A 14,388-nucleotide genomic window follows, 5' to 3' on the forward strand; every position below is an offset into this window, starting at 1 on the left:
CCCGATCGCGGTGAATCATTGGGCACTTTTAGTGCCTGACACACGGCTATCGGGGGCAAGCCCCCTCCCACATTTGGCCTGCGGTGTTGCTTAGAGCTTGATCCAGGTCGACTTCAGCTCGGTGTATTTGTCGAACGCGTGCAGCGACTTGTCGCGACCATTACCCGACTGCTTGAAGCCACCGAACGGCGCGGTCATATCACCGCCGTCGTATTGGTTGACCCACACGCTGCCGGCGCGCAGGGCCTTGGCGGTCAGGTGCGCTTTGGAAATATCAGCAGTCCACACGGCTGCGGCCAGACCATACACCGTGTCGTTGGCGATCTTGATAGCCTCTTCGGCGCTGTCGAACGTAATTACCGACAGGACTGGGCCGAAGATCTCTTCCTGGGCGATCTTCATGGCGTTGGTCACACCATCGAAAATCGTTGGCTCCACGTAGGTACCGCCGGTTTCCTCCAGGATGCGCTTACCACCGGCCACCAGTTTGGCGCCATCGGTGTGACCCGCTTCGATGTAAGACAGCACGGTGTTCATCTGCTGGGTATCCACCACCGCACCGACGGTAGTCGCCGGGTCCAGCGGGTTGCCAGGTTTCCAGGCCTTGAGGGCCTCGATAACCAGCGGCAGAAATGTATCTTTGATCGAGCGCTCCACCAGCAAGCGCGAACCCGCGGTACAGACTTCGCCCTGGTTGAAGGCAATGGCGCTGGCTGCGGAGTTGGCGGCAGCTTGCAGGTCCGGCGCATCGGCGAACACGATATTAGGGCTCTTGCCGCCAGCTTCCAGCCATACGCGCTTCATGTTCGACTCGCCGGAGCGGATCAACAGTTGCTTGGCGATCTTGGTCGAACCGGTGAATACCAGCGTGTCGACGTCCATGTGCAGCGCCAGGGCATTTCCGACGGTGTGGCCGTAGCCCGGCAGCACGTTGAAAACGCCTTTCGGAATACCGGCCTCAACAGCCAGGGCCGCGATGCGGATGGCCGTCAGGGGAGATTTTTCGGAAGGCTTGAGGATCACCGAGTTACCAGTGGACAGCGCCGGGCCGAGTTTCCAGCACGCCATCATCAGCGGAAAGTTCCACGGCACAATGGCGCCAACCACGCCGACCGGCTCGCGGGTCACCAGGCCCAGTTGATCGTGCGGCGTGGCGGCGACTTCGTCATAGATCTTGTCGATGGCCTCGCCGCTCCAGCTCAGGGCATTCGCCGCGCCGGGTACGTCAATGTTCAGGGAATCGCTGATTGGCTTGCCCATGTCCAGGGTTTCAAGCAGTGCCAGCTCTTCGGCATTGGCCTTGAGCAGCGCAGCGAAACGGATCATGGTGGCTTTGCGTTTGGCCGGCGCAAGGCGCGACCAGACACCGGAATTGAAGGTGGCGCGGGCATTTTCCACTGCGCTCTGGGCGTCGGCGGCGTCACAGCTGGCGACAGTGGCCAACAGACGGCCATCGACCGGGCTGATGCATTCGAAGGTGTCGCCGGAAGCAGCGTCGGTGTACTCGCCATTGATGTAGGCGCGGCCTTCGATCTTCAGATCCTTGGCGCGTTGTTCCCAATCGGCACGGGTCAGGGTGGTCATGCGAGTGTCCTCCTCTTATTGAATACAAGGGCCAGGCGATGTCCCCCGGCAGCCTCAAAGAATGCTTGCCCGCCAACCAGCTGTTCGGCTCAAAGGCAGCTGCCACCCTAAACCAGCGGCTGGGGATGTTTCAATATATTTGACATAACGCGGGTAAACGCCCTTGCGATGTTCATTTTAATAAACATAGACTTTGGGCACTTCAACCCCAGGCCAGACGGGACACGCACATGAGCATCCAGGACATCGTCGACTTCAGCCAAGCCACCACCGCCCCCGACCGCTATCGCCCTGCCGCCGAAAAAATCCTCAAGGGCGATCCCGAACAAACGGTCTACAACCACTACAACAGCCCATGCGGCCAGATGAGCGCCGGGGTCTGGGAAGGTGATGTCGGGCAGTGGACGGTCAGCTACACCGAGCATGAGTACTGCGAAATCGTGCAGGGTGTGTCCGTGCTGCGCGACGCCGAGGGAAATGCCAAGACCTTGCGCGCCGGCGACCGCTTTGTGATTCCTGCTGGCTTCAGCGGCACCTGGGAAGTACTGGAACCATGCCGCAAGATCTACGTGGTGTTTGAACAGAAGACCTGATCAACCAAATTCCACGCAAAAAAAAGCCCGACTCGTGAGAGACGGGCTTTTTTTCACAAGGAAGAAAATCAATTACTTGATTTTGCCTTCTTTGTAGATCACGTGCTTGCGAACGCGCGGGTCGAACATTTTCTTTTCGAGCTTGTCCGGGGTAGTACGCTTGTTCTTGTCGGTAGTGTAGAAGTGACCAGTACCGGCGCTAGAGATCATTCGAATCAATTCACGCATGATAGAGCTCCTTAGATCTTGCCAGCGGCACGGATTTCGGCCAGCACGACAGTGATGCCACGCTTGTCGATGATACGCATGCCTTTAGCAGATACACGCAGGCGAACAAAACGTTTCTCTTCTTCAACCCAGAAGCGGTGATGCTGCAGGTTCGGCAGGAAACGACGACGGGTTTTGTTATTTGCGTGGGAAATGTTATTCCCAGTCACCGGACCCTTACCGGTAACTTGACAGACTCTCGACATGCCTCAGCCCTCTAAAACCACATGCCCAACCCGGCATGGGTTGGCCGCTTAATCTCTCAGTCATTTGGCGCCAGGCGCCGCGTTTCTTTAGGGTCTTACCGGCTACACCTACAAGCGAAGGAACCGGGCCCCTAGAAAAGAGCGCTGCTTTATACCAGAAAGACCTTGGTGCAACAACAGCGAGTGTGTTTTTACCGGAGTAAATCTCGACCATTGACGCCTGAACCGTTGCCAGGAGGGGCCGATACAACAGCCGACCGCTCGTCGCACAGAATGATTTTCAGCGCCCGCACGCACCGTAAAGTGCACGGCGAAACAATCTGAGGCGCCATCAAAACAGCATTTGAGCCAAAAGCACAGGCAAAAATGGGCTAGTCATTTATCAATCAGAGCACTACGGTAGGACTTTTCCAGACTGCACTCGCAGATGGGCCTTCGATCTGCAAAGGAAACCGAATATGCGCCTCGCTGCCCTACCGCTGTTGCTTGCCCCTCTCTTTATCGCGCCGCTGGCCTCTGCCGCCACCAACCTGAGCGTGTGCACCGAGGCCAGCCCTGAAGGGTTTGATGTGGTGCAATACAACTCGCTGACCACCACCAACGCCTCCGCCGACGTACTGATGAACCGCCTGGTGGACTTCGATGCCGCCAGCGGCAAGCTGGTGCCAAGTCTGGCGGACAGCTGGGAAGTGTCGCCGGACGGCCTGACCTACACCTTCAAGCTGCACCCGGATGTGAAGTTCCACCGCACCGAGTATTTCACCCCAAGCCGCAGCCTGACCGCCGAAGACGTGCGCTTCAGCTTTGAACGCATGCTCGACCCGGCCAACCCGTGGCACAAGATCGCCCAAAGCGGCTTCCCTCACGCCCAGTCTCTGCAACTGCCAACACTGGTCAAGAAGATCGATGCCCTCGACCCGCTGACGGTGCGCTTCACTCTGGATCATGCCGACTCCACCTTCCTCGCAGCCCTGAGCATGGGCTTCGCCTCGATTTACCCGGCCGAATACGCCGACAAATTGCTCAAGGCTGGCACGCCGGAGAAACTCAACAGTCAACCGATTGGCACCGGTCCGTTCATTTTCAGCCGTTTCCAGAAAGACGCTGTGGTTCGTTACAAAGCCAACCCGGACTACTTCGGCGGCAAACCGGCTGTGGATAACTTGATCTTCGCCATCACGCCGGATGCCAACGTGCGCCTGCAGAAGCTGCACCGCGATGAGTGCCAGATCGCCCTGTCGCCCAAGCCCCTGGATGTAGGCGAGGCAGAGAAAGACCCAGCCCTCAAGGTGGAAAAGACCGCTGCATTCATGACTGCATTCGTGGCGATCAACAGCCAGCACCCTCCCCTGGATAAACCCGAAGTACGTCAAGCGATCAATCTGGCCTTCGATAAGGCCAGCTACCTCAAAGCCGTATTTGAAGGCACCGCCGAAGCCGCCAACGGCCCTTATCCTCCCAACACCTGGAGCTACGCCAAGGACTTGCCGGGTTATCCACAGGACCTCGCTAAGGCCAAGGCCCTGCTGAATCGCGCGGGGCTCAAGGACGGCTTCAAGACCACCATCTGGACACGTCCCACTGGCAGCCTGCTGAACCCTAACCCAAACCTCGGCGCGCAATTGCTGCAAGCCGACCTGGCCAAAGTCGGCATCCAGGCCGAGATCCGAGTGATCGAATGGGGCGAACTGATTCGCCGCGCCAAAGCCGGCGAGCATGACCTGCTGTTCATGGGCTGGGCCGGCGACAACGGTGACCCTGATAACTTCCTGACCCCGCAGTTTTCCTGCGCAGCAGTGAAGTCAGGCACCAACTTCGCTCGCTACTGCGACCCGGCGCTGGACAAACTGATCAGTGCTGGCAAAACCACCAGCGAGCAAGGGGTGCGCAGCAAGCTGTATCAACAGGCCCAGGCGCAAATCCAGCAGCAGGCGCTGTGGCTGCCACTGGCGCATCCGACGGCGTTCGCCCTCGCGCGCAAGAGTGTCGACGGCTATCAAGTAAGTCCGTTCGGGCGCCAGGATTTCTCGAAGGTCAGCGTCAAGCCCTGAACCGTAACCCCACCTGAAAGGGTGGGGTTACATCCATCCGTATTCCGCCATCGATAACGGATCACCATCTCCCACGATGATGTGATCCAGCACCCGCACGTCCACCATCTCCAGCGCTTTTTGCAGGACTTTGGTCAATTTTCGATCAGCTGCACTCGGCTCCACGCTTCCCGAAGGATGGTTATGACAGAGGATCAACGCCGCCGCGTTGTAAGCCAACGCGCGCTTGACCACTTGCCGGGGGTACACCACAGCAGCGTCGATGGTGCCCTCGGATAACGCCTCGAAGCCCAACACCCGATGCTTTGAATCGAGAAACAGGCAGCCAAAGATCTCGTGGGGCTCATGACGCAACAGCGCCTTGAGGTATCCCCGCACGACTTCCGGACTTTCCAGTGCCGATTCATTGCGCAACTGTTCGGCCATATGCCGCCGGGACATCTCTAGTACCGCCTGCAACTGGGCAAACTTCGCCGGCCCCAAGCCCAGTTGCTGATTGAACAGCGCCTGGCTTGCTTCCAGCAGCGGGCGTAAGCCGCCAAATTGCGCCAGCAGATGGCGCGCCAGGTCCACCGCGCTCCGACCTGCGACACCGGTGCGCAGGAAGATTGCCAGCAGTTCAGCATCAGACAGACTCGCCGCGCCCCACGCCAAAAGCTTCTCCCTGGGCCGCTCTGCCGCCGGCCAATCACGAATACTCATCCCACCTCCCTGTGCATGTGCGCCGCTGTTGCGGGGCAGACGCTGTGTTATCGTAGGCCCTCTTTTTTGCGTGCGATTTCACCTGGGGAGGGGAGATCGCACGCACCACTGAACTGGCTTCACTGAACTGGAAAGGCAAACCAATGCAGCGTCTGTATCGGAAACGCATCGTTCTCGGCGTCGGCGGCGGCATTGCCGCCTACAAGAGCGCAGAGTTGGTTCGCAGGCTCCTGGACCAAGGTGCCGAAGTGCGCGTGGTCATGACCCGTGGCGGGAGCGAGTTCATCACACCCCTGACCATGCAGGCCCTGTCCGGCCACCCGGTTCACCTGGACCTGTTGGACCCGGCGGCCGAAGCCGCCATGGGCCACATCGAACTGGCCAAATGGGCCGACCTGGTGCTGATCGCCCCGGCCACTGCCGACCTGATCGCACGCCTGGCCCAAGGTATCGCCGATGACCTGCTGACTACCTTGGTACTGGCCACCGACGCCACCGTTGCCATTGCCCCCGCGATGAACCAGGCCATGTGGCGCGATCCGGCCACTCAGGCCAATACCCAACTCCTGCAAAGCCGTGGCCTCAAGGTGTTCGGCCCGGCATCGGGCAGCCAGGCATGTGGCGACGTGGGCATGGGCCGCATGCTCGAAGCCACCGACCTGGCCCTGTGTGCCGCCGAGTGCTTCCAGCACTTGGCCCTGACCGGCAAGCACGTGTTGATCACCGCCGGCCCGACCCAGGAAAACATCGACCCTGTGCGTTACATCACCAACCATAGCTCAGGAAAAATGGGCTTTGCGCTGGCAGAAGCCGCGGTCGAGGCAGGCGCCCGCGTCACGCTGATCACCGGACCGGTACATCTACCGACCCCTGATCGCGTCACGCGAATCGATGTAGTCAGCGCCCGAGACATGCTCGCGGCCTGCGAAGCGGCTATTCCCTGCGACCTTTTTATCGCCTCGGCAGCGGTTGCGGACTACCGCCCGGAAGTCGTCGCCCCGCAAAAGCTCAAGAAAGACCCTACAAGCGGCGACGGCCTGCTCCTGCAAATGGTGCGCAACCCGGACATCCTGGCCACCATCGCCACACGTCCTGACCGCCCGTTCAGCGTCGGCTTCGCCGCCGAGACCGAGCATCTGCTGGACTACGCCGCACGCAAATTGAAAGACAAAAACCTCGACCTGATCGTTGCCAATGATGTCGCCAACCCGAGCATCGGCTTCAACAGCGAGGAAAACGCCTGCAGCGTGATTGACCGCGACCTGCACGCGACCCTTTTCGCCCAGACCAGCAAGGGCAAGATTGCCCGCCAACTGATCTCTTTTATCGCCCAACGGCTGAACCAGGTTTAATTTCCATGCACGCTTTGCAAGCCAAGATCCTCGACCCACGCATCGGCACCGAATTCCCACTGCCGGCCTACGCCACCCCAGGCTCTGCCGGCCTGGACCTGCGTGCCATGCTCAAGCAAGACACCCTGCTTGAGCCGGGACAGACCGTCCTGATCCCTACCGGCCTGTCGATCTACGTGGGCGACCCTGGTCTGGCTGCGCTGATCCTGCCGCGCTCCGGCCTGGGCCACAAACACGGCATCGTGCTGGGCAACCTGGTAGGCCTGATCGACTCGGACTACCAAGGCGAGTTGATGGTGTCGTGCTGGAACCGCGGCCAAACCGCATTCAACATCGTGGTCGGCGAGCGCATTGCCCAGCTTGTTCTTGTGCCGGTGGTACAGGCGCACTTCGAACTGGTGCAGGAATTCGACGAAACCCAACGTGGTGCAGGCGGCTTTGGGCATTCAGGCAGTCTCTGACTAAGCTGAACGTGGCCGGGTGCTTTTGCCCGGCCAGACGCCACCGCATGGCTTTTCAGGATGAAGAATGCGCGGAATTTATCAGCGAGATTTCCCTAGCTAAATCAATGTATTACGCAGAAATAAGCCTGGCTTCCAAACGCCGATGGCATTTTTGCACCACGAACTCTCTGCCGAAAACACCGTCATACCCTTCAGTTTGAGCCTGCCGGTCAGCCACTTTAAGGCCAGCCTTGCCCCCTTCAGATGGAGTTTCCCCCCGCGATGAGTACCGCAGCCCGAGTAGCCCCGACATTCCCCGACAGCATCTTTCGCGCCTATGACATCCGTGGCGTGGTGCCCAAGACCCTGACTGCCGAAACGGCCTACTGGATCGGCCGCGCCATCGGCGCCCAGAGCCTGGCTCAGGATGAGCCCAACGTATCGGTAGGCCGTGACGGTCGTTTGTCCGGCCCGGAGCTGGTGGAGCAACTGATCCAAGGCCTGGCCGACGCCGGCTGCCATGTCAGCGACGTCGGCCTGGTACCAACGCCAGCTCTGTACTACGCCGCCAACGTCCTGGCCGGCAAGTCCGGGGTGATGCTCACTGGCAGCCATAACCCATCGGATTACAACGGTTTCAAGATCGTCATCGCTGGCGACACCCTGGCTAACGAACAGATCCAGGCCTTGCATACCCGCCTGAAAACCAACGACCTGACCAGCGGCAAAGGCAGCATCACCAAAGTCGACATCCTGCAGCGCTACTCCGACGAAATCACCCGCGACGTCAAGCTCGCCCGCCGCCTCAAAGTGGTAGTGGACTGCGGCAACGGCGCGGCTGGTGTGATCGCGCCGCAACTGCTCGAAGCCTTGAACTGCGAAGTGATCCCGTTGTTCTGCGAGGTTGACGGCAACTTCCCCAACCACCACCCGGATCCAGGCAAGCCAGAAAATCTGGTGGACCTGATCGCCAAGGTCAAGGAAACCGGCGCCGATGTCGGCCTGGCCTTCGATGGTGACGGCGACCGCGTAGGTGTGGTGACCGAGACCGGCGAGATCGTATTCCCCGACCGCCTGCTGATGCTGTTCGCACGTGACGTAGTGGCGCGCAATCCCAACGCAGAAATCATCTTCGACGTGAAGTGCACCCGCCGCCTCACGCCGCTGATCAAGGAATACGGGGGCCGCCCGCTAATGTGGAAGACCGGTCACTCGTTGATCAAAAAGAAAATGAAGGAAACCGGCGCGCTGTTGGCCGGTGAAATGAGCGGTCACGTGTTCTTCAAAGAGCGCTGGTTCGGTTTTGACGACGGTATCTACAGCGCCGCTCGTCTGCTGGAGATCCTCAGCAAGGAAAAATCCACTGCCGAAGAGCTGTTTCAGACCTTCCCGAATGATATTTCTACGCCAGAGATCAATATCCATGTGACCGAGGAGAGCAAATTCAGCATCATTGACGCACTGCACGACGCGCAATGGGGCGAAGGCGCCAACCTGACCACCATTGATGGTGTGCGAGTCGATTACGCCAAAGGCTGGGGCCTGGTTCGCGCGTCCAACACCACACCGGTGCTGGTGCTGCGTTTCGAGGCGGATACCGAGGCTGAGTTGCAGCGCATCAAGGACGTGTTCCACGCCCAGTTGAAACGTGTTGCCCCTGATCTCCAATTACCGTTCTGATTTTTTACCGGAGCCCTGAATGACCCTCGAACGCGAAGCCGCTGCCAACACCGCCAAGGTCCTGTCCGAAGCGTTGCCTTACATTCGACGCTACGTCGGCAAGACGCTGGTGATCAAGTACGGCGGCAATGCCATGGAAAGCGAAGAGCTGAAAACCGGCTTTGCCCGCGACATCGTGTTGATGAAAGCCGTGGGGATCAACCCTGTGGTGGTGCACGGTGGCGGCCCGCAGATCGGCGACCTGCTCAAGCGCTTGTCGATCGAGAGTCACTTCATCGATGGCATGCGTGTCACTGACGCGCAGACCATGGACGTGGTGGAGATGGTCCTCGGCGGCCAGGTGAACAAAGACATCGTCAACCTGATCAACCGCCACGGCGGCAGCGCCATCGGCCTGACCGGCAAGGACGCCGAGCTGATCCGCGCGAAAAAACTGACCGTTACCCGTCAGACGCCGGAAATGACCCAGCCGGAAATCATCGATATCGGCCAGGTAGGCGAAGTGATCGGCATCAACACCGACCTGCTGAACCTGCTGGTCAAGGGTGACTTCATCCCGGTGATCGCGCCGATCGGCGTGGGTGCGAACGGTGAGTCCTACAACATCAACGCTGACCTGGTCGCCGGCAAGGTCGCCGAGGCGCTGAAGGCTGAAAAGCTGATGCTGCTGACCAACATCGCCGGCCTGATGGACAAGGAAGGCAAGGTGCTGACCGGCTTGACCACCCAACAGGTGGACGAACTGATCGCCGACGGCACCATCTACGGCGGCATGCTGCCGAAGATCCGTTGCGCGCTGGAAGCAGTGCAAGGCGGCGTTGGCAGCTCGCTGATCCTTGATGGCCGTGTACCGAATGCAATCCTGCTGGAAATCTTTACCGATACAGGTGTGGGTACGCTGATCAGCAACCGCAAGCGCCCTTAAAACGCTAAAAACAAAAAGCCCCGCTCAACTTGGTTGAGCGGGGCTTTTTTATGGTTCGGCGATTACTGAACGCCGAACTGCTCGCGATACGCCTTAACTGCCGGCAAGTGCTGCTTGAGCTGCGGATCATCTTCCAGGAACTGCAACACCTGGTTCAACGAAACGATGCTTACCACCGGAATACCGAAATCACGCTCCACTTCCTGGATCGCCGACAACTCACCGTTGCCGCGCTCCTGGCGGTTCAGCGCGATCAGCACGCCAGCAGCCTTGGCGCCGTCTTGGGAAGCGATAATCTGCATCACTTCACGGATGGCGGTGCCGGCGGTGATTACGTCGTCAATGATCAGCACGTCGCCGGTCAGCGGCGCGCCCACCAGGCTGCCGCCTTCGCCATGAGCCTTGGCTTCCTTGCGGTTGAAGCACCATGGCAGATCGCGCCCATGGTGTTCCGCCAGGGCCACGGCTGTTGCAGCTGCCAGGGGGATACCCTTGTAGGCCGGGCCAAACAGCACGTCGAAGGAAATACCGCTTTCAACAATGGCTGCCGCGTAGAAACGCCCCAACTGAGCCAGGGCCGAACCCGAGTTGAACAAGCCCGCATTGAAGAAGTACGGACTGGTGCGCCCGGACTTGAGGGTGAACTCACCGAAGCGCAAAACCCCGCGATCGATGGCAAAACGAATGAAATCGCGTTGATACGCCTGCATGAAAAAAGCCTCAGATACCACGGATTTAGCTAATTAGGTAGACGGCGTGTATCATACACGCACGCGATTTTTGGGGCCATTTATGCGGATCATCAGTGTGAACGTTAATGGTATTCAGGCTGCAGTCGAGCGTGGTTTGCTCAGTTGGCTGCAAGCTCAGAATGCCGACGTCATCTGCCTGCAGGACACCCGCGCCTCCGCCTTTGAACTGGACGACCCAGCCTTCCAACTGGATGGCTACTTCCTTTATGCCTGCGATGCCGAAGTGCCCACCCAAGGTGGCGTGGCTTTGTACTCGCGGTTGCAACCCAAGGCGGTCATCAGCGGCCTCGGCTTCGAGACAGCCGACCGCTACGGGCGCTACCTGCAAGCCGATTTCGACAAGGTCAGCATCGCGACCTTGCTGCTTCCTTCGGGGCAGAACGGCGATGAAGACTTGAACCAGAAGTTCAAGCTAATGGACGATTTCGCCCGTTATCTGGATAAACAGCGGCGTAAACGTCGCGAGTACATTTACTGTGGCTCGCTGTACGTGGCGCAACAAAAGCTGGATATCAAGAACTGGCGCGACAGCCAGCAATCCCCAGGTTTCCTGGCGCCGGAACGGGCCTGGATGGACGAGATTGTCGGCAACATGGGCTATGTGGATGCCCTTCGTGAAGTCAGCCGCGAAGGCGACCAGTACAGCTGGTGGCCAGACAATGAACAGGCTGAAATGCTCAACCTGGGCTGGCGCTTCGACTACCAGTTGCTGACCCCAGGTCTGCGCCGGTTCGTACGCAGTGCACGTTTGCCGCGCCAGCCGCGTTTCTCGCAGCACGCGCCGCTGATCGTGGACTACGACTGGACACTGACCATCTAAGGTCTTTCTCCAGGCACAAAAAAACCGACATCGCTGTCGGTTTTTTTGTGGGCGATCACTATTTGACCAAACGCCAGGTCCATGGGTATCGGTAGGCTGTGCCGTTGTTGGCTTTAACGCCGCCAATGATCGTCAGCACCAGCGCCGCAACCACGAGCACCAGCATCAACACAAAGCCGATCACCACAAGCCCCAGCACCATGCAGACCAGCCAGGCGATGGCCACTGTGATCTGGAAATTCAGGGCTTCCTTGCCCTGATCATCGATAAGCGGGTCCATATCCTTCTTGATCTGCCACACGATCAACGGCCCCAACAGGCTACCAAAGGGGAATACCAACCCCAGAAACGCCGCGAAGTGACACAACATCGCCCATTGGCGAACTTCCTTGGTCGGTGCCGGAACCGGCAATTGACTGTCACTCATGGCGCTTCTCCTTGAAGTCAGCTTAGTCAGCCAGTGCGGCGTTCTGCAGTTCGAAGATCTCGGTCATGCCTTTCTGGGCTAGGGCCAGCATGGCGTTCAGCTCGGCCGGCTGGAATGGCGCGCCTTCAGCGGTGCCCTGCACTTCGATGAAACCACCGGTGCTGGTCATCACGACGTTCAGGTCAGTCTCGGCAGCCGAATCTTCCAGATAGTCCAGGTCCAGCACAGGCTCGCCCTGGTACATACCCACCGATACAGCGGCAATCATTTGCTTGAGCGGGTCGCCGCCTTTCAGGCCGCCACGTTTCTTGATCACTTTCAGTGCGTCGACCAAGGCCACCATCGCGCCAGTGATGGATGCAGTGCGGGTGCCGCCATCGGCCTGGATCACGTCGCAGTCGACGTAAAGGGTCACGTCGCCCAGCTTGGACATGTCCAGGGCTGCACGCAGGGAGCGACCGATCAGGCGCTGGATTTCCAGGGTGCGGCCGCCTTGCTTGCCACGGCTGGCTTCACGCTGGTTACGTTCGCCGGTGGCGCGCGGCAGCATGCCGTATTCGGCGGTCAACCAACCCTGGCCCTGGCCTTTAAGGAAACGCGGCACGCCATTTTCAACGCTGACGGTGCAGATAACCTTGGTATCGCCAAACTCGACCAGTACAGATCCCTCGGCGTGTTTGGTGTAGTTGCGGGTGATGCGGATCGAGCGGAGCTGATCGGCAACGCGACCACTTGGACGTTTCATAGGGGATACCTGTACTGAGGACGAAAAACTGCCGAGCATTATAGAGCCGCGAGCCGATTCGGGGCACTTCTAAAAATCTGGTTACGAATGGTCAGCCTATCGCCCATTGTTTGGGCGCACTCGCCCCACTGCGCTACAATCCTGCGCCTTCGCAGCCTGTCGGCTTCAATTTACCCATCAGCCCGTGTTTGCGGGACTGCATCGCGAGGTACCTCCATGGTGCACAGCATGACCGCCTTCGCCCGCGTCGAAAAAGCAGGCGCCCAAGGCACCCTGAGCTGGGAACTGCGCTCGGTCAACAGCCGCTACCTGGAGCCGCACCTGCGCCTGCCGGAATCCTTCCGCGACCTCGAAGGCGCCGTGCGTGAGGCTCTGCGCCAGAGCATCTCCCGCGGCAAGCTGGAATGCACCCTGCGCTTTACCGAAGAAACCACCGGCAAGCCGCTGCAGGTAGACCGCGAGCGCGCCGCGCAACTGGTCGCTGCCGCCGAAACCATCGCCGGCCTGATCAAGCAGCCCGCAGCGCTGAACCCTCTGGAAGTGCTGGCTTGGCCCGGCGTGCTGGTGGCCGACGCCTCCGATCCGCAAGCCCTCAATGCCGAAGCCCTCGCCCTGTTTAATCAGGGCTTGAAGGAGCTCAAGGCCGGCCGCGAACGCGAAGGTGCCGAACTGGCACGCCTGATCAACGAGCGCCTGACTTCGATCGAAGCAGACGTGGTCATCTTGCGCGAGCTGGTGCCGCAGATGCTCGCCACCCAACGTCAGAAGGTTCTCGACCGCTTCACCGACATGAAGGCCGACCTCGACCCGACGCGCCTGGAGCAGGAAATGGTCCTGCTGGCCCAAAAGAGCGACGTCGCCGAAGAGCTGGACCGCTTGAGCACCCACATCCTCGAAGTGCGTCGCGTGCTCAAATCCGGCGGCGCCGCCGGTCGGCGCCTGGACTTCCTGATGCAGGAACTCAACCGCGAAGCCAATACACTCGGCTCCAAGGCATTTGACCCGCGCAGCACCACGGCTGCCGTCAACCTCAAAGTGTTGATCGAGCAAATGCGCGAACAAGTACAGAATATTGAGTAAGGCAACCTACATGACCCACAGCACCGGCACCCTTTACATCATTTCCGCCCCTTCGGGCGCGGGCAAGAGCAGCCTGGTCAAGGCCCTGACCGACGCTGACGAGCAGATTCGCATCTCGGTCTCCCACACCACCCGTGCCATGCGCCCGGGCGAGGTGAACGGCGTGCACTACCACTTCGTCGAGCGTACCGAGTTCGTCAAAATGATTGAGCACGGCGACTTCCTGGAGCGTGCCGAAGTGTTCGGCAACCTCTATGGCACTTCGCAGAGCCACCTGCAGCAGACCTTGGACGAAGGCCACGACCTGATCCTGGAAATCGACTGGCAGGGCGCCGAGCAAGTTCGCCAGCTGATGCCCAAGGCACGCTCGATCTTCATCCTGCCGCCGTCGCTCGAAGCCTTGCATCAGCGCCTGACCAATCGTGGTCAGGACAGTGACGAGATCATCGAAGGCCGCATGCGTGAAGCCGTCAGTGAAATGAGTCACTACGTCGACTACGACTACCTGATCATTAACGACGATTTTTCCCACGCACTGGACGACCTGAAGGCGATTTTCCGCACGAATCAGCTCCAGCAAAAGCGTCAACAGCAGCGTTTCGGCAAATTACTGGCCGAACTGCTTGGCTGATTGGGTCTTCCCAAAACGGCTGTAAGGGCTTTACATTGGCCCTTGTAGCGGTTTTGCGAGGGCCTGCGAAAAATCAGCGCTTCCCTAAACGCTGGTGATTTTTTAAACTGCTCAGTCCGCTCGCCCAACC

15 protein-coding genes and 1 pseudogene are annotated in these 14,388 nt (G+C 59.5%); 9 read left to right on the forward strand and 7 right to left on the reverse strand.

Annotated elements, in window-relative coordinates:
* Positions 1 to 90: 90 nt before the first annotated feature.
* Positions 91 to 1,584 carry an aldehyde dehydrogenase gene (locus tag G9Q84_RS05700; protein ID WP_032884395.1) on the reverse strand — a complete coding sequence of 498 codons (1,494 nt, stop codon included), beginning with the start codon at positions 1,582 to 1,584 and terminating at the stop codon, positions 91 to 93.
* A gap of 230 nt (positions 1,585 to 1,814) precedes the next feature.
* Between G9Q84_RS05700 and G9Q84_RS05705 the strand changes: the two genes are divergently transcribed.
* Positions 1,815 to 2,177, forward strand: coding sequence for a cupin domain-containing protein (locus G9Q84_RS05705; protein WP_032884397.1), 363 nt, complete (start codon positions 1,815 to 1,817; stop codon positions 2,175 to 2,177).
* Between the two features lie 72 nt (positions 2,178 to 2,249).
* Here G9Q84_RS05705 and rpmG read toward each other — a convergent pair whose 3' ends face one another.
* Both rpmG and rpmB read right to left on the reverse strand, forming a co-directional pair.
* Positions 2,250 to 2,405 (reverse strand): 50S ribosomal protein L33, encoded by a 156-nt coding sequence (gene rpmG / locus G9Q84_RS05710; protein ID WP_003176906.1) that lies wholly within the window; start codon positions 2,403 to 2,405, stop codon positions 2,250 to 2,252.
* An 11-nt stretch (positions 2,406 to 2,416) separates the two neighbouring features.
* Positions 2,417 to 2,650 carry a 50S ribosomal protein L28 gene (gene rpmB, locus G9Q84_RS05715; protein ID WP_003176907.1) on the reverse strand — a complete coding sequence of 78 codons (234 nt, stop codon included), beginning with the start codon at positions 2,648 to 2,650 and terminating at the stop codon, positions 2,417 to 2,419.
* A gap of 458 nt (positions 2,651 to 3,108) precedes the next feature.
* On the opposite strand from rpmB, the gene G9Q84_RS05720 reads away from it, so the two are divergent.
* On the forward strand, positions 3,109 to 4,701 hold the full coding sequence (locus G9Q84_RS05720) for an ABC transporter substrate-binding protein (protein ID WP_032884399.1): 1,593 nt from the start codon (positions 3,109 to 3,111) through the stop codon (positions 4,699 to 4,701).
* Positions 4,702 to 4,728: 27 nt separating this feature from the next.
* Here G9Q84_RS05720 and radC read toward each other — a convergent pair whose 3' ends face one another.
* Positions 4,729 to 5,403 carry a RadC family protein gene (gene radC, locus G9Q84_RS05725; RefSeq protein ID WP_032884400.1) on the reverse strand — a complete coding sequence of 225 codons (675 nt, stop codon included), beginning with the start codon at positions 5,401 to 5,403 and terminating at the stop codon, positions 4,729 to 4,731.
* A 143-nt stretch (positions 5,404 to 5,546) separates the two neighbouring features.
* Here radC and coaBC point away from each other — a divergent pair, with 143 nt between their 5' ends.
* The 4 genes and pseudogenes from coaBC (at position 5,547) to argB (ending at position 9,803) form a co-directional block, all read left to right on the forward strand.
* A complete protein-coding gene (gene coaBC / locus G9Q84_RS05730; protein WP_016970585.1) occupies positions 5,547 to 6,755 on the forward strand; it encodes a bifunctional phosphopantothenoylcysteine decarboxylase/phosphopantothenate--cysteine ligase CoaBC in 1,209 nt (402 codons plus the stop codon).
* Positions 6,756 to 6,760: 5 nt separating this feature from the next.
* Positions 6,761 to 7,216 (forward strand): dUTP diphosphatase, encoded by a 456-nt coding sequence (gene dut / locus G9Q84_RS05735; RefSeq protein WP_032884403.1) that lies wholly within the window; start codon positions 6,761 to 6,763, stop codon positions 7,214 to 7,216.
* 240 nt (positions 7,217 to 7,456) lie between these two features.
* Positions 7,457 to 8,878, forward strand: a pseudogene (locus G9Q84_RS05740) (phosphomannomutase/phosphoglucomutase); the annotation flags it as partial.
* 19 nt (positions 8,879 to 8,897) lie between these two features.
* Entirely contained in the window at positions 8,898 to 9,803 is a 906-nt protein-coding gene (argB, locus tag G9Q84_RS05745; protein WP_017735763.1) for an acetylglutamate kinase, read from the forward strand.
* A 62-nt stretch (positions 9,804 to 9,865) separates the two neighbouring features.
* Here argB and pyrE read toward each other — a convergent pair whose 3' ends face one another.
* Complete coding sequence (gene pyrE / locus G9Q84_RS05750; protein WP_027608288.1) at positions 9,866 to 10,513, reverse strand: orotate phosphoribosyltransferase; 648 nt, start codon at positions 10,511 to 10,513, stop codon at positions 9,866 to 9,868.
* Positions 10,514 to 10,595: 82 nt separating this feature from the next.
* Between pyrE and G9Q84_RS05755 the strand changes: the two genes are divergently transcribed.
* Entirely contained in the window at positions 10,596 to 11,375 is a 780-nt protein-coding gene (locus G9Q84_RS05755; RefSeq protein WP_003195493.1) for an exodeoxyribonuclease III, read from the forward strand.
* A gap of 58 nt (positions 11,376 to 11,433) precedes the next feature.
* Here the strand turns inward: G9Q84_RS05755 and G9Q84_RS05760 are convergent, their stop codons facing one another.
* Together G9Q84_RS05760 and rph are read right to left on the reverse strand one after the other, a co-directional pair.
* Positions 11,434 to 11,802 carry a DUF4870 domain-containing protein gene (locus G9Q84_RS05760; RefSeq protein WP_181643011.1) on the reverse strand — a complete coding sequence of 123 codons (369 nt, stop codon included), beginning with the start codon at positions 11,800 to 11,802 and terminating at the stop codon, positions 11,434 to 11,436.
* Between the two features lie 22 nt (positions 11,803 to 11,824).
* Positions 11,825 to 12,547, reverse strand: coding sequence for a ribonuclease PH (gene rph, locus G9Q84_RS05765; RefSeq protein ID WP_017735760.1), 723 nt, complete (start codon positions 12,545 to 12,547; stop codon positions 11,825 to 11,827).
* 216 nt (positions 12,548 to 12,763) lie between these two features.
* On the opposite strand from rph, the gene G9Q84_RS05770 reads away from it, so the two are divergent.
* Positions 12,764 to 13,627: a YicC/YloC family endoribonuclease gene (locus tag G9Q84_RS05770; protein ID WP_032884408.1), complete on the forward strand. Its 864-nt coding sequence runs from the start codon at positions 12,764 to 12,766 to the stop codon at positions 13,625 to 13,627.
* A gap of 10 nt (positions 13,628 to 13,637) precedes the next feature.
* On the forward strand, positions 13,638 to 14,258 hold the full coding sequence (gene gmk / locus G9Q84_RS05775; RefSeq protein WP_032884410.1) for a guanylate kinase: 621 nt from the start codon (positions 13,638 to 13,640) through the stop codon (positions 14,256 to 14,258).
* Positions 14,259 to 14,388: the final 130 nt, after the last annotated feature.

This window comes from Pseudomonas sivasensis, assembly GCF_013778505.1.
Taxonomy (GTDB): domain Bacteria; phylum Pseudomonadota; class Gammaproteobacteria; order Pseudomonadales; family Pseudomonadaceae; genus Aquipseudomonas; species Aquipseudomonas sivasensis.

What these genes read in the sequence shown, in the direction of transcription:
- G9Q84_RS05700 (WP_032884395.1), bottom strand. Translation starts at nt 1,584, where the DNA reads ATGACCACCCTGACCCGTGCCGATTGGGAACAACGCGCCAAGGATCTG.
- G9Q84_RS05760 (WP_181643011.1), bottom strand. Translation starts at nt 11,802, where the DNA reads ATGAGTGACAGTCAATTGCCGGTTCCGGCACCGACCAAGGAAGTTCGC.
- G9Q84_RS05755 (WP_003195493.1), top strand. Translation starts at nt 10,596, where the DNA reads ATGCGGATCATCAGTGTGAACGTTAATGGTATTCAGGCTGCAGTCGAG.
- radC (WP_032884400.1), bottom strand. Translation starts at nt 5,403, where the DNA reads ATGAGTATTCGTGATTGGCCGGCGGCAGAGCGGCCCAGGGAGAAGCTT.
- dut (WP_032884403.1), top strand. Translation starts at nt 6,761, where the DNA reads ATGCACGCTTTGCAAGCCAAGATCCTCGACCCACGCATCGGCACCGAA.
- pyrE (WP_027608288.1), bottom strand. Translation starts at nt 10,513, where the DNA reads ATGCAGGCGTATCAACGCGATTTCATTCGTTTTGCCATCGATCGCGGG.
- rph (WP_017735760.1), bottom strand. Translation starts at nt 12,547, where the DNA reads ATGAAACGTCCAAGTGGTCGCGTTGCCGATCAGCTCCGCTCGATCCGC.
- argB (WP_017735763.1), top strand. Translation starts at nt 8,898, where the DNA reads ATGACCCTCGAACGCGAAGCCGCTGCCAACACCGCCAAGGTCCTGTCC.
- G9Q84_RS05770 (WP_032884408.1), top strand. Translation starts at nt 12,764, where the DNA reads ATGGTGCACAGCATGACCGCCTTCGCCCGCGTCGAAAAAGCAGGCGCC.
- rpmG (WP_003176906.1), bottom strand. Translation starts at nt 2,405, where the DNA reads ATGCGTGAATTGATTCGAATGATCTCTAGCGCCGGTACTGGTCACTTC.
- G9Q84_RS05705 (WP_032884397.1), top strand. Translation starts at nt 1,815, where the DNA reads ATGAGCATCCAGGACATCGTCGACTTCAGCCAAGCCACCACCGCCCCC.
- rpmB (WP_003176907.1), bottom strand. Translation starts at nt 2,650, where the DNA reads ATGTCGAGAGTCTGTCAAGTTACCGGTAAGGGTCCGGTGACTGGGAAT.
- G9Q84_RS05720 (WP_032884399.1), top strand. Translation starts at nt 3,109, where the DNA reads ATGCGCCTCGCTGCCCTACCGCTGTTGCTTGCCCCTCTCTTTATCGCG.
- gmk (WP_032884410.1), top strand. Translation starts at nt 13,638, where the DNA reads ATGACCCACAGCACCGGCACCCTTTACATCATTTCCGCCCCTTCGGGC.
- coaBC (WP_016970585.1), top strand. Translation starts at nt 5,547, where the DNA reads ATGCAGCGTCTGTATCGGAAACGCATCGTTCTCGGCGTCGGCGGCGGC.